Genomic DNA, 14,388 nt, shown 5'->3' on the forward strand with positions numbered 1-14,388 from the left:
TGCGCCGTTGGCGGTGGAGGCTCCGGTGACGTCCAGGCACAGGCCGGACTGGGTGCCGGTGACGGTGCCGTTGGAGTTGACGCTCCACTGCTGGTTGGCACCGCCGTTGCAGGACCAGATCTCCACCTTGGTGCCCGGGGAGGTCTGGTTGTTGTAGGCGTCCAGACACATCTGCGAACCGCCGGAGTACACCGCCAGCTGACCGGACGACGTACGCGTCCAGCTCTGGTTGGCCTGCCCGTTGCAGTCCCAGATCTGCACCTGCGTTCCCGCGGTGGTCGAGGAGTTCGGCACGTCCAGGCACTTGCCCGCACCCACCGCGTGCAGCGCACCGGTCGTACCGGACCCGGTGGAGTTGGCGTATCCGACCGAGGTGATGTTGGCCTGGACGGCGTTCTCGGTGGCGTCCGAGGGGTAGCCGGAGGTCATGACGCCCTCGTAGAAGGTGCCTTGGGCCCCCTTGCTGTTGTCGCCGCCGGTGCCCAGGATGATGGCGCCCTGCTTGCGCATCGGGTTGTAGCCCGAGACGTTGGGGCGTACCCCGCTGTAGAAGGTCGACAGGCTGCCGGACTGCGCGTTGCCGCCGCGGATCGCCCACTGGTTGTGGGTGCCCTTGATGATGGCGGTGGTGTACCGGTAGTTGATCGTCGGGTCGCCGGAGTTGAGGTGCTGGTTGACGCCGGAGAAGAGGCCGTTCTCCAGGTCGGCCATGATCCAGGGGCCGTTGCCGGCGCCGTAGCCCCAGACCTTGATGTTGCCGAAGTAGATGGCCTCCATGGTGCCGTTGCCGTCGTCGTTGCTGTCGGTCTCGGCGTTGCCGTAGTCGAAGCAGCAGCCGCCGTTGTAGTGGGTGCCGTCGAAGATGGCGTACATGCCTTCGGGATCGTCGCCGGTCGCGATCCCGTTGGTGTGGTTGTTGCGGTAGCCGGTGCCGGGGGCGACGTAGACGCCGTAGGCCTTGTGGCCGCCGACCGTGGTGGGGGCGGCGGTCGCGTTGGCGAGGTTGTCGGGGCCACCGGCCGCGCCGCCGCCGGGGGCCTGGGTCAGGTTGTTGTTGCGGCCCGACTGGTCGTAGATCACGGTGATCAGACAGCTCGTGCCGGCGCAGAAGGAGTCCTGTGCGGCGGCGTCCGCGTAACCACCGGCGCTCAGCAGCCCGATGTCCTTGGTCGCGTTGTCCGAGGCACGCCGGACCTGGTACAGCGGCCCGTTGTACGTCGAGTACAGCGCCCGCGTCGTACTGTGCGCCGCTACGCACGGGGTGCCGCCGGACGCGTAGATGTCACAGGGCCCCGAGGCGGCGGCCTGTGCCGTACCGGCTCCCACCGCGCCCCCGGCCAGGCTGCCGGCAACGAGCAGGACCGCCGCCGCCGTCGTGGCCGGAAGAGTCCTGCGCCGGCGCGCAGGTGCGGGGGCCGGGTCGGTCCCGGCCTCGGGCCTGTCCCGGCGCAGGGCCGATCTCCAGATGCGGCGGATCCCGCCGTGCCGGGACGGCGAGCCGCCCCGTGTCAGTCTGTCGTCCATCGGGTCTCCCTCCTGGGCGTGGTCTCGTGGGACCGCGCACGGAACGGGGCCGCCTGGCCGGCACGAGGAGAGCGACGGGTCTGACGTTCACGCAGGTCTCCCGGCAGGTGGGGGCAGCCAAGGGCGGAGCGTGCCCCCGAGGTATGTGAGCGCTAACACGCTACCCGGTGACACGTCCGTTTTTCGGGACAGCATGTGTCGTCGGAACGACGGCAGCGTGCTGCACGGGACAGGTGGTGTCAAGCCCTTCGCCCGCTCGGTCCGGTGTGCCGGAGCCCGTGCGTGCTGTCGTATACATCGGGCGACGCGGTGGCCTGCCGCGCGACCGGCGAACTCCGTCCCGTCCGTGCCGGCCGGGTGCGGTGAGGAGGCGGATGGGGGTCGCCTCGGCCGGTGATCGCTGACGGAATACTCCACGGAAGCGATGTGACCTGCAGGTTTCGCCGGGAGTCACAGTGTGTTGACGCGGGTCCCGTGGGGCTGCAGGCCGGACGGGCCGTCAGGTCGCGGGTGGTCTCGTGCAGCACCCTTGAGTTCCGTCCCCGGTATATGTCAGTCTCATCTCGTCCCCCCTGTTGCGGAATTCTGGCAGTGGGTATGCAACTCGTCTCCATGCAGTCCCCCCACTTCAAGGGTTGTGAGCGCTCACATCGGCCCACGAGCCTTGTGCAGGACCAGACGAGGAAACCTGATGAGAAGACCTTTCACCGCCCTTCTGCTCGCCCTGGCCGCGGCGCTCTGTCTACCGGGCACGGCATCGGCGGCACCGGTTGCCGCCGCGGCGTCCACGACACCCCTGCGCCTCATGCCGCTGGGTGACTCGATCACCTGGGGTGTCGGGAGCAGCACGGGCAACGGCTACCGTGCCGCGCTGTACGACGGGCTCGCCGCCGACGGCCATCCTCTGGACTTCGTCGGGTCGCTTCGCGGCGGAACGATGCCGGACCCCGACAACGAGGGGCACTCCGGCTACCGCATCGACCAGGTGGCCGCTCTCACCGACGCGGCCCTGTCCCGGTACCAGCCCAACGTGGTCACCCTGGAGATCGGTACCAACGACCTGAACGGCAACTACCAGGTCTCGACGGCCACTGCCCGGTTGCAGTCGCTCGTCGACCAGATCACCCGCGACGTCCCGTCCGCGACCGTGCTGGTGGCCTCGCTCGTCGTTTCCACCAGCTCCACCGAGGAGCGGTACCGCGGCGCGTACAACCAGGCCATCCCCGGCATCGTGCAGAGCGAGCAGGCCGCGGGCAAGCACGTCGGGTACGTCGACATGAGCGCGGTGACGACCGCGGACCTCTCCGACTACCTGCACCCGAACGACAACGGGTACCAGAAGATGGCCGCAGCCTTCCGGCAGGGCGTCCAGGCGGCCGACAGCGCAGGCTGGCTGGGCGGCTCAGGCTCCGGTTCCGCGTCGGGGCCCGTCCGCTCCGGCATCGCGGGGAAGTGCCTCGACGTCAGGAACGGCAGCAGCACCGACGGCACCCCGGTGCAGATCTACGGCTGCAACAACGCCGCCGCCCAGAACTGGACCGCCTACGCCGACGGCACCCTCCGCGCGGTCGGGAAGTGCCTGGACGCCACCGGGCGCGGCACGGCGAACGGGACGAAGATCGAGATCTGGACCTGCAACGGGGGCGCCAACCAGGTCTGGCAGGCGGTGAACGGGTCCTACCGCAACCCGGTGTCCGGCCGCTGCCTGGACGACCCCGCCGCCTCCACGACCGACGGCACGCAGCTTCAGCTGTGGGACTGCAACGGACAGGCGAACCAGGAGTGGACCGCCCTGGTCCCCGGCTGAGCCACGCCGACGAAAACGCCGGGCCGGTATCCCGTCGTCGGGCGCGGAACACGGGCCCGACACCGCGGGAGCACCATTCCACACTCGAAGGAGAGCCGATGCACAGCTCCGCATCTTCCCCGCCCACCGGCTTGTGGCGGGCAAGACCCCTGCTCATCCTCCTGCTCGCCCTGGCGATGGCCACAGCCGTCTTCGGCGGCCGGGCCGCCGCGAGCGGTTCGGGCGCCGGGGCGTCCGACAGCGCGGCCCGGCCGGCGGCCGCCGCCGCGGTCTCGTCCCTGCCCTGCGACATCTACGCCGACGGCGGCACACCGTGCATCGGGGCGCACTCCACGACCCGCGCGCTGTTCGCCGCCTACAACGGGCCGCTGTACCAGGTCCAGCGCGCTTCCGACCACACGTACCACGACGTGGGCCTGCTGACCGCGGGCGGGTACGCCGACGCCTCGGCCCAGACGTCCTTCTGCGCGGGTACGTCGTGCATCATCAGCAAGATCTACGACCAGACCTCCCGCCACAACGACCTGCCCATCTCCTGGGGCGGCTACTGGAAGGGACCGGGCGCGAACGGGGCGGACGTGGGCGCCGACGCGGCGGCACTGCCCGTCACCGCGGGCGGCCACCCGGTCTTCGGGGTCAAGGTCAACCAGGGCGTGGGATACCGGATCGACCACGCCAACGGCGCTCCCACCGGCTCCCAGCCCGAGGGCATCTACATGGTGACCTCGTCCAACTTCACCAACCAGTGGTGCTGCTTCGACTACGGCAGCGGCGAGAACACGCACACCGACACGGGCAACGCCACCATGAACTCGATCTACTGGGGCAACGCCTGCTGGTTCGGCGGCTGCACGGGCACCGGCCCCTGGGTGGAGGCCGACCTGGAGAACGGCATGTTCCACACCGGGAGCGGGTCCAACCACGACGCCAACAACCAGGGCGTGCACTTCCCGTTCGTGAGCGCCTGGGAGAAGAACAACGGAACCAGCAACTTCACACTGAAATACGGCAACGCCGCCTCCGGAGGACTCACCACGACCTACTCGGGCGGGTTGCCGAACGGCTACTCGCCGATGAAGACCGACAGCTCCCTGCTGCTGGGTACCGGCGGCGACAACAGCGTCTCCGGTCAGGGCGAGTTCTTCGAGGGCGCCATCACCGCCGGCTTCCCCACGGACGCCACGGAGAACGCGGTTCAGGCCAGCATCGCCGCCGCCGGCTACGGCGGCTCCTCCTCCGGCGGGGGCACGAACGGCGTGGTGCGAGGCAACGCCTCCGGGCGCTGCCTCGACGTACCCAACCTCAGCCAGACCAACGGCACGCAGACCGAGCTGTGGGACTGCAACGGCGGTTCGAACCAGCAGTGGACCCTCACCGCCGCCAAGGAACTGCAGGTCTACGGCACCAAGTGCCTGGACGACGAGGGCAGCGGAACGGCCAACGGCACCAAGGCGATCATCTGGGACTGCAACGGCCAGAACAACCAGAAGTGGAACGTCAACTCGGACGGCAGCATCACCAACGTCCAGACGGGCCTCTGCCTGGACGCGAGCGCCTACGGCACCGCCAACGGCACGCTCGTGCAGCTGTGGACGTGCACCGGGGCCACCAACCAGAAGTGGGCCCGCAGCTGACGTGACGCGAGTCTGGGAGCCGCCCCCGGTTGCGACGGCCGGGGGCGGCTCTCACCCACGAGGCCCGGGCGCGGCTCCCCGGTCCTGCAACCGGTAGGTCCGGACCGCATTGGCGCGCATCACCGCGTCGGCATCGGCCGCCGGCAGATCGTCGATCGCCTCACGGACCAGATCCAGCCAGGGCCCGTACGCGGTGGCGAGGGTCATCACCGGCCAGTCACCGCCGTACAGGCACCGGTCGGGGCCGAACACCTCCAGCACCTCGCGGAGCACGGCGACCAGGGCGGTCGCACCGGTGCCGGGAGCCGCCTCGGTGGCGAGCCCGGACAGCTTGCAGACGACGTTGTCCCTCCGCGCGAGCCGGCGCAGGGCCGGCCGCCACGCGGGATCGGGGTCGGGCACGGACGGCTTGCCGAGGTGGTCCAGGACCACCAGGGTCTGCGGGCACGCGGCGGCAAGCTCGGCGAGTTCGCCGAGCTGCCCCTGTCGCACGCACGCGTCGAACGGCAGTCCCGCCTGGCCCAGAAGCGCCACGCCGGCGCGGAAGTCGGAACCGCCGGTGAAGCCCGGCTCCTCGTCCTGGACGTTGTGGCGGACGCCGACGACGAACGGGTCGGCGGCGAAACGGCGTACGGCCTCCGGCGCTCCGGCGGGGTCGTCCAGGCTCACGTGCGCGACGGCGCCGCGGATCCACGGCCGGGTACGCGCCAGGCCGCGCACCCACCGGATCTCCTCGGCGGCGCGGTCGGGGTGCCGCCCGGCCTCGACGAAGACCGCTTCCACCGGCTCGGGCACGTCGCCGAGGAAGCCGGAGGGGGAGAAGCCCCGGTCGAGGGCGGGAACGTCGGCGAGCCACGGATAGGCCAGATGCCGCGGGTCCCAGAAGTGGACGTGGCTGTCGAGCACCGGCGCACGCTCCGCCGCGGCGCCACCGGACGGTTGCTCCATGGTCATGTCCGCTCCTCGGAACGCTGCTTGTCAGGCCGCCGCTGCATTCTGCCGCGACCGCACGTGCCCGTCGTCCGGCATGTCACGACGCGCCCCGGTGCGTCTGCTCGTCGAAAGGTGTGCGGTAGGAGGGCGTCCGGGTGCGCAGGCCGAGCTGCAGGGTGAGCCGGACGGTACTGGAGCGGGGGAGATCCACCTGCAGCCAGGGTCCGCCGACCGCCGCCGCCGCGGTGGTCACCGTCGGGGCGGTGTGCCCGTAGTCGTACAGGTCACCGATCCAGGAAGGGTCCTCGCAGACGCTGTACTCCACCGAGCGGATGGTGTGCTCGCTGAACGCGCCGGCCTGGACGATCACCGATCGCGCCGCTTCGGGATCGAGGTTGACCAGGTCGACGACCGTGGCGTCCGGGTCGATGGCCGAGACCAGCGCCGCGACCCCGGGGGGAAGCCCCGGACGGCGGGCGGCGGCGTCGTGGTAGCGCACCCGTGCCTGCTGCAGACCGCCGTTGTAGACCACCTGGGGGCCGCCCCAGGTCAGCTGGACGAGCGCCTCGGTGACCACCGGGTTGGACTGCTGCCACAGGTGGATGTCCTCCTCCGGCACATCCAGGTCGCGGTACTTCTCCATACGCGACAGCCGGTGCCGCACCTGCGCCTGGGCTGCCGCCAGGATCTTCTCCGGATAGGCCGGGTCGTCGCCCGCCAGGTAGGCCAGCCAGGGCTCCTCGTGGCCGGCCTCCTCCTTGCTGCGGAAGGAGCGGACCGTACGCCAGTCGTGTCCGGCGGCAGCGCGCAGCCGGTCGATGCGCGCCCGGTCGGCGTGCGAGGAGGTGTGGTGCCACAGCGCCGTCGGGACGGCCATCAGCATGGGGTTGTAGTCGAACCAGCCCTCGTCGCCGTACCGGAAGGGCACATGGAAGGTCGGGGTGCTCACGTCCTCCGCCAGCTGCGGGATCCACTTGGACCGGATGCTGGAGTCGGACTCGGTGAAGGCCATCACCTTGCCGTGCGAGATGATCTCGTCGAGGGCCGGCCGCACCAGGTCGAGGTACGAGTCGTCGCCGCTGACCGTGGCGCCCGCCAGGGCGGCGACGATCGCCGCGTGCCCCACGCTGTACCAGCCGTGCGGCCAGGACCAGCCGTAGTGGCCGCCGTACCACCGCCCGTCGAGCAGCCCGCCGACGGTGCCGTCCGGCGCGACGTTGTCGGGCAGGATGCCCCCGTTGGCGGCGGCGCGCTCCCGCCAGGCGCCCGTGTAGCCGGTGATCCAGTCGGCGTAGCGCTGCTCGCCGGAGAGTATCCAGGCGTTCAGCACGAGGCCCGTGGCGGAGAGGTTGGCCGCGGTGTCACCGTCGCCCATCCGGCGGCGCATCTCCGTGCCGAGCCGCGGGTCGGCGTCGAGCGGAGGCTGCTCGGCGCCCGCCGGCAGGATCCAGTCGAGCGGGAAGCCGTACATCCGCGCTTCCGCCGGCAGCCACGGGTAGCTGTCGCCGTCCGACAGGCCGTCCCGCCCGGGGTCGCTGCCGTTGTGCGGCCGGCGGATGATGCGCAGGGCGGGATCGTAGTTGCCGTGCCCGGGGTCGACGTACAGGTCGGCGAAGCGCCGCGCCCGCTCGGCCCACCGGTCGGGGGCGGCCATGCACAGGAAGTACAGCAGCAGCAGGCTCTCGCCCTGGTGGAACCAGTCGTAGCCGCGCTCGTACTCGTCCTTGAGCATGCCCAGCTCGGTCAGCTGGCGGGTGACGCCCTCCCAGTGGTGCTCGCTCTGGGCCAGCAGGTCGTCGGCCCCGCCGAGCAGGTAGAGCTGGGGCCAGTTGAAGAAGACCTCGTAGAAGTCGTCCACGCCGTCCCGGGAAGTGAGCTCGCCGGTGTAGCGCAGCCGTCCGTCGGGACCCGTGAAGTCGCGGGCGAACCGCCGCCAGGCCCGGTCGAGCAGGTCGAACAGCTCGCGCTGCGCCGTCGCCCAGGTCGGTGGTTCGAGCAGCGGCACCGAGGCCGTGATGACGGGATGCATCGGCAGGAGCTCCATTCGCGTTCGGGCACGGCTCGTCCCGGCACGGCGCCGCCCGGTGTGCCGAGCGTCGTGCGGGACGGCCGGCTGGGTCAGTTCTTGGTCGCGCCTGCGAGCATGCCGGAGACCAGGAACCGTTGGGAGAACAGGAAGACGACCAGCACGGGGACGATCGCCAGCAGCGTCGCCAGGGCCAGTTCGGGGCGTTCGACCTGCAACGTGCTCGCCGTCGGGTTGAACTGCGGGACGGAGTCGAGCAGGGTCCCCAGCCCGACCTGCACCGGGAACTGGTCGCTCTGCGGCAGCATGACGTACGGCAGGTAGTAGTTGGTCCAGTTGGCGACGAAGCTGAAGAAGCCCACCAGGGCGACCACGGGCGCCGCGAGCGGGAGCGCCACCCGGCGGAAGACGCCGAACTCCGAGCAGCCGTCCAGCCGTGCCGCGTCCAGCAGCTCCCCGGGCAGGGCGGTGCTGAAGTAGATGTAGGCCAGGTACACCCCGAACGGGTAGAAGGCGTACGGCAGGATGATCGACCACATGGAGCCGATCAGGTGGACCGCGTTGACTTCGAGGAACAGCGGCACGACCAGCGTGGCGTTCGGCATCAGCATCACCACGAGGGTGGCGACGAGCAGCGTGCGCCGGCCCCGGAACTCCGTCATCGCCAGCGCGTAGCCGGCCGGCACCGCCACGCACAAGGTGATCACCAGGGCGAGGAAGGAGTAGACAGCCGAGTTCCGCAGCCACATGAAGATCGCGTCGTCCTGGTAGCCGGTCAGGGCCGTCCAGTTCGCGTGCAGCGCGTGGAAGGAGCCGAACGACAGCGGATTGTCGTGCACCAGCTGGTCGTCGGTCTTGGTGGCCGCCAGCAGCAGCCAGAGCACCGGCAGCACGAAGAAGACCGCGAACAGCAGGAGCACCAGGGCCGGGAGCGGGTTGAGACGCCCGCGCACTGAGCGGCCGGCCCGCGCCCGATCGGCCCGTCCGGGCACCGACCCGCTGCCGGAGGGTGTGGCGACCGCCGGTCGCCGGATGTCAGTCCGCATCGAAGAACCCCGATCTGGCCACGAAGACCCCTGCCACGGCCAGCCCGACCACCAGCAGCTCCACCGACACGGCGGCCGCGGTGTTGACGTCGTTGTTCTGGAACGCGAAGTCGTACGCGAGCTGGTTGAGGGAGTAGTCCCGGCCGGCCACGCCGACACTCGCCTGGGACAGCAGCTGCGGTTCGACGAACAGCTGGGTGCCGCCCGCGAAGGCGAGGATGACCATGTAGACGATCCACTTGCGCAGCAGGGGGATCTGGATCCGCCAGGCGGTCTGCCAGGCCCCCGCGCCGTCGATCCGCGCCGCTTCCAGGACGTCCTGCGAGATGTTGTTCAGCGCCCCGTACATCACCACGATCCAGCCGCCGGCCCCCGTCCAGAAGGCGATGAGGGTGAAGAGGATCGGCAGGTGCCCGGGGGCGATGACCTCGCCGAAGGTGTGGTAGCCGAAGGCCCGCAGCAGGAAGCTGACCGGGCTGACCGTGGGGTCCAGGACGAACAGCCACACCATCACACCGGCCGCTCCTGCGAGGGCACCGGGCACGTAGTACAGGAACCGCAGTGTCCGGCCTGCGCCGGTCAGCGTCAGCCGGTGCAGCAGCAGCGCCAGTCCGACGACGAACACGACGAGCGACACCAGCCACCAGACGAGGTAGAGCGCGACGTGCTCGACGGCAGGTGTGAAGCGGAAGTCGTCGAAGGCGGTGGAGAAGTTGGACAGGCCGCTGAAGGTTCCGCCGCCGTCGGTGAAGGCGAAGTAGACCGCGTAGCCGGTCGGTATCACTCCGAAGGCGATCAGCAGGACCGTGTAGGCGGCGACGAAGCCGTGCCCGGCCCGGCCGGGCCACAGTGCGCGCGAGCCGCGCACCGGTGCCCGGCCGGCCTCGTCGGTCCGTGCGGTCACTGGGTGGTGACCTTGTAGCCGGCGGCGCGCGCGTAGTTGGCGACCGCTGTCTGCCAGGCCGGCAGCAGGGACACGATGGACTTGCCCGCCGTCAGCTGCGGGGTCACCGTGGCCGCCCAGACGGCCTCCTGGCTGAACTGCCCGTAGCCCCAGCCCGGCCAGACCTCCTCCGCCGCGGCCTGCAGCGGCGCGGAGATGTCCCCGCTGAAGTAGTCGGAGGAGGCCTGCTTGGCCAGCCAGTCCTTCGCGGCGGCGGAGTAGGCCGGGTAACCGGGCGCGAGCTGGGCCTGGTAGTCGTCGGAGGTGGTCACCCAGGTCAGGAAGTCCGCGGCGGCCTTGAGGTTGGTGCTGTGCGCGGACAGCAGCCAGGTCCCGCCGCCGACGTTGCCCGACGTGCTCGCGCTGTCGGCGGACCACCTGGGCATCGGCGCGACGGCGATCTGGTGTGCCGGGGTCTTGAACGAACCCTGGAACAGGGCGCCGCCGAACCAGGAGGGGCCGGGCATCATGAGGATCTTGCCGGCCTGGTTCTTGTCGAAGTCCGAGCTGAACACGCTGCTCATGGACATCGTCTTGTTCTTGACGAGGGTGTCGAGCAGCGACGCCATGCGCTTGCAGTTCGCGCTGCCGGTGTTCACCGTCACCGCCTTGGGCCCGGTGATCTGGTTGGCGCCGCACTTGCTCGGCCACATGTACAGCTCGGGCGCCCAGGTGTCGCCGGCCGAGCCGACCAGGTAGCCGGGGTGCTCGGTGGCCACCTTCTCCCCGAGGGCCTGGTACTGCTCCCAGGTCTGCGGGACCTGGTATCCCCACTGCTTCATCAGCGGGGCGTTGTACCACAGCACGGTCTGGGCGAGGTCGTTGCGCAGGCAGTACAGCGTGCCGTTGACCGTACAGGGGGCGTTGGCGCCCTTGGCCCAGCCGGCGAGCGTCGCCTTCGGTATCAGGCCCTTGTCGAGCGGGGCGGTGAATCCGGCGTCGACCGCCCAGGTGGTCTCGTTGTTCTGCGAGCTGAACACCACGTCGGGCCAGCCCTTGCGGGTGCGGTTGAACAGGCTGACCTTGGTGCGCAGGTAATTGGAGCCGTTCGCGTCGCCGTCGTAGCTGACGACGTTCATCTTCACGTCCGGGTGCTGCTTCTTGTAGAGCTTGGCGGCGTCCATACGCGAGGCATCCACCCACACGGTCAGGGCGCCGCCCGTCTGTTTGACGGGCTTGAAGCCGCCCTGGGAGCCGTTGCCGCTGCTGCCTCCGCCGCAGGCGGCGACCGTGGCCAGCAGCAGGGTGCCGGCCACCAGGGCCGGCAGGCCTGCGCGTCCGCGGTTTCCGCGGGTTCCGTCAGGTGTGCGCGCGCCGACCGCGCGGACCTTGGCTGTCATGAACAACTCCACTACGTCGTGGGGTGCGTCGCGTTTGATCACACATAACAAGCGCCAACCGGGGGGCGAGTCAACAGGATGAGCATGGTTATTTCCAAGATCTTCTCGTGGGGATGGTGACAAACTGCGCCGTTTGACCGGTTCTGGGGGTTATGGCGATGCGTGGCCGGGGGAGATAAGTAGTACACATATCGTCGAAACGAGCACCGCTGTATGCTGCGGCGTACACGTCGGACCGGTCGCGTACCGCGCGGCCGACGACGGGAGACGAAGGGGGCGGGCTGTTGGACGGCAACCAGGTACTCGCGGCGACCGGCGGCTCCGCACCGGCGCCCGCCGACGCGCAGGAAACCGTGGCCTACCGACCCGGCTACGAACGTGTGGCCGAGGAGATCCTGCGGCTCATCGCCGAGCTGGGGCTGCAGCCCGGCGACCGGATGCCGACGGAGAACCAGCTCGCCTCGCGTCTGGGAACCAGCAGGACGGTGGTACGTGAGGCCGTCAAGATCCTCTCGGCCATCGGACGGATCCGCGCGCAGAAGGGCCGCGGCCTGTTCGTGGCGAACGACGAGGGCATGCTGGGCTCGTCGCTGTGGGGGAGCTTCTTCCTGCCCACCGACCTCGACCACGTCTACCGCCTGTTCGAGTTCCGCCGCGTGCAGGAGGCCGCGGCAAGCCGGCTGGCCGCCACACGTGCGACGCCGTCGGACCTGCGCGCGATCGAAGAGGCCGCCGAGATGTGCCGGGAAGGCCATCTGACCGGCCGGCACGAGCTGTTCGACCGCGGGGACGACGAGTTCCACCTCAGCATCGCCAAGGCCTCGCAGAATCCGTTCCTGGTGGACGCTGTCCGGGAGGCCCGGCGTCTGCAACGCCAGTCCAGCACCATCGGGTTGCACGGCACGGTAGGCGGCCATGCCGAGGAGGCGGTGGCCGAGCACACCGCGATCTACCGCGCGATCAAGGACGGCGACGCGGAGGCCGCGGCACAGGCGGCCACCGTTCACCTGGACAAGACGCTGGAGGACTACCGCCGCGAGATCCAGCGCCGCGTGTTCGGCTGAACCGCGGTTGCCGCGCGGCCGCGGACCGCAGGTCCTCGGCCCTCGCTTCGGAGCCTGTCCCAGGACGCCCACCGGTGAGCCGGACGTTCCGCCGCGTGGATTGCTTCCCTCAAGAGAGACATATTTCCACACCTCTTGACGCCCTGAACGCACAGGAGTTACCTATTCCACACAACGGGGGGCCGACAACGCGCCCGCCGGTGCCGCTCTGGCCAGGTTTCCCGACCCACCACGGTTACGTGGTCGCCAGCCGACCTCGTCCTGTGCGGGCGGGGGCCGGTGGCAGGCACCTCTCCCCCCACGACTCGGCCCAGGAGGTCGACACACCATGGTCAACGGACGTACGAACGTCGGGCGGCGCCTCGCGCGGTCGCGACTCGGTAGATTGTTAGCGCTAACAAGCTCGGCTCTGCTGCTCGCCGCAGGTGCCTCGCTGGCCGCCCCCGGCGCAGCCCAGCCTGCTGCCGCGTTGGGCAACGGGTTGGCGCCGACCCCGCAGATGGGGTTCAACGACTGGAACGCCTACGGGTGCAACGTCTCGGAGTCGCTCATCAAGTCCACGGCGCTGGCCATGCACAACAACGGCATGCAGGCCGCCGGCTACAACTACGTCAACATCGACGACTGCTGGATGACCCACACCCGGGACTCGTCGGGCCGGCTGGTGCCGGACCCGTCGAAATTCCCCGACGGCATCAAGGGCACGGCGGACTACGTGCACTCGCTGGGCCTGAAGCTGGGAATCTACGAGGACGCCGGCACCGCGACGTGTGCCGGGTACCCCGGGAGCCTGGGACACGAGACGACCGACGCGGCGAGCTTCGCCTCGTGGGGTGTCGACTACCTGAAGTACGACAACTGCAACAACAACGGTGTGCCGGGGCAGACGCGGTACACCACGATGCGGGACGCGCTCGCGGCGACCGGCCGTCCGATCCTGTACAGCCTGTGCAACTGGGGCCAGGAGAACGTGTGGACCTGGGGCGCCGGAGTCGGCAACAGCTGGCGCACCACCGGTGACATCAACGCCAGCTACTCCAGCATGCTGTCGATCTTCCACAGCAATGTGGGTCTGGCCGCCTACGCCGGTCCCGGGCACTGGAACGATCCCGACATGCTGGAGGTCGGCAACGGGTCCCTGACCGACACCGAGGCCCGCACCGAGTTCAGCCTGTGGTCGGAAATGGCGGCGCCCCTGATCGCGGGCACCAACATAGCCTCCGCAAGCTCCTCCACCCTGTCCATCTACACCAACTCCCGGGTCATCGCGGTGGACCAGGACTCTCTGGGCAAGCAGGGCACCATGGTGTCCTCCGCGGGCGGCCTGGACGTGATGGCCAAACCGCTGTCCAACGGTGACGTGTCGGTGGCGCTGTTCAACGAGAGCGGATCGACCGCGACGATCAGCACCACGGCTGCCGCGGTCGGCAAATCCGGCGCCTCCAGCTACACCTTGACCGACCTGTGGTCAGGTGCGACGTCCACCACCGCGGGCGCCATCAGTGCTTCGGTGCCGGCGCACGGCACGGTGATGTACCGGGTCGCGGGCGGCAGTTCGACCACCACGCCGCCGCCGGCCGGTGGCGGTGCGCTGCACGCGGTGGGTGCGGGCAAGTGCCTGGACGTGCCGAACTCCTCGACCACCGCGGGAACGCAGGTGCAGATCTGGGACTGCAGCGGCGGTGCCAACCAGAGCTGGACGCGTACGTCGTCGGGCCAGCTGGCGGTGTACTCGGGCAGTTCGCAGATGTGCCTGGACGCCTACAACAACCAGACCTCCCCGGGTACCAAGGTGGAGATCTGGTCCTGCAACGGCGGTGCCAACCAGCAGTGGAGCGTCAACTCCAACGGCACCGTCACCGGCACCCAGTCCGGCCTGTGCCTTGACGTCACCGGAGCCTCCACCGCCAACGGGGCGCTCGCCGAACTGTGGACCTGCAACGGCGGCAGCAACCAGCAATGGACCCTGGGATAAGCACCAGGCCGGGCGGATGACCGCTCCCCCGGTCCACGAAGGGACCGGGGGAGCGGTAGCACTACTGCTGCGTGGTCAGCTCCACTTCTGGTTGCT

General features: G+C 69.8%; 10 protein-coding genes. 4 read left to right on the forward strand and 6 right to left on the reverse strand.

The genetic code is table 11. From position 1 onward, the window contains the following. Positions 1-1,524: arabinofuranosidase catalytic domain-containing protein (locus tag IH54_RS0137290; RefSeq protein WP_078862810.1), on the reverse strand; the 1,524-nt coding region annotated here is incomplete at its 3' end. A gap of 691 nt (positions 1,525-2,215) precedes the next feature. Here IH54_RS0137290 and IH54_RS0137295 point away from each other — a divergent pair. Both IH54_RS0137295 and IH54_RS0137300 read left to right on the forward strand, forming a co-directional pair. Then, positions 2,216-3,331 (forward strand): SGNH/GDSL hydrolase family protein, encoded by a 1,116-nt coding sequence (locus IH54_RS0137295; protein ID WP_031525622.1) that lies wholly within the window; start codon positions 2,216-2,218, stop codon positions 3,329-3,331. Between the two features lie 98 nt (positions 3,332-3,429). Next, positions 3,430-4,965, forward strand: a complete 1,536-nt coding sequence (locus tag IH54_RS0137300; RefSeq protein ID WP_052398307.1) for an arabinofuranosidase catalytic domain-containing protein — start codon at positions 3,430-3,432, stop codon at positions 4,963-4,965. Between the two features lie 51 nt (positions 4,966-5,016). Here IH54_RS0137300 and IH54_RS0137305 read toward each other — a convergent pair whose 3' ends face one another. The 5 genes from IH54_RS0137305 to IH54_RS0137325 form a co-directional block, all read right to left on the reverse strand. After that, positions 5,017-5,919 carry an amidohydrolase family protein gene (locus IH54_RS0137305; RefSeq protein ID WP_052398308.1) on the reverse strand — a complete coding sequence of 301 codons (903 nt, stop codon included), beginning with the start codon at positions 5,917-5,919 and terminating at the stop codon, positions 5,017-5,019. A gap of 76 nt (positions 5,920-5,995) precedes the next feature. Further along, positions 5,996-7,927 (reverse strand): hypothetical protein, encoded by a 1,932-nt coding sequence (locus tag IH54_RS0137310; RefSeq protein ID WP_043183378.1) that lies wholly within the window; start codon positions 7,925-7,927, stop codon positions 5,996-5,998. 89 nt (positions 7,928-8,016) lie between these two features. Beyond that, positions 8,017-8,970 (reverse strand): carbohydrate ABC transporter permease, encoded by a 954-nt coding sequence (locus tag IH54_RS0137315; protein WP_031525630.1) that lies wholly within the window; start codon positions 8,968-8,970, stop codon positions 8,017-8,019. Continuing rightward, positions 8,960-9,838 (reverse strand): carbohydrate ABC transporter permease, encoded by an 879-nt coding sequence (locus IH54_RS0137320; protein WP_052398310.1) that lies wholly within the window; start codon positions 9,836-9,838, stop codon positions 8,960-8,962. Before IH54_RS0137320 ends, IH54_RS0137315 begins: the two co-directional genes overlap by 11 nt. A gap of 32 nt (positions 9,839-9,870) precedes the next feature. Beyond that, complete coding sequence (locus IH54_RS0137325; RefSeq protein WP_031525634.1) at positions 9,871-11,253, reverse strand: ABC transporter substrate-binding protein; 1,383 nt, start codon at positions 11,251-11,253, stop codon at positions 9,871-9,873. A 284-nt stretch (positions 11,254-11,537) separates the two neighbouring features. Between IH54_RS0137325 and IH54_RS0137330 the strand changes: the two genes are divergently transcribed. Continuing rightward, positions 11,538-12,317 (forward strand): FadR/GntR family transcriptional regulator, encoded by a 780-nt coding sequence (locus IH54_RS0137330; RefSeq protein WP_199923528.1) that lies wholly within the window; start codon positions 11,538-11,540, stop codon positions 12,315-12,317. A 328-nt stretch (positions 12,318-12,645) separates the two neighbouring features. Beyond that, complete coding sequence (locus IH54_RS0137335; RefSeq protein WP_052398309.1) at positions 12,646-14,292, forward strand: glycoside hydrolase family 27 protein; 1,647 nt, start codon at positions 12,646-12,648, stop codon at positions 14,290-14,292. The last annotated feature ends 96 nt before the right edge of the window (positions 14,293-14,388 follow it).

This window comes from Streptomyces sp. NRRL F-5123 (assembly GCF_000721495.1).
In the GTDB taxonomy this organism is placed as follows: domain Bacteria; phylum Actinomycetota; class Actinomycetes; order Streptomycetales; family Streptomycetaceae; genus Actinacidiphila.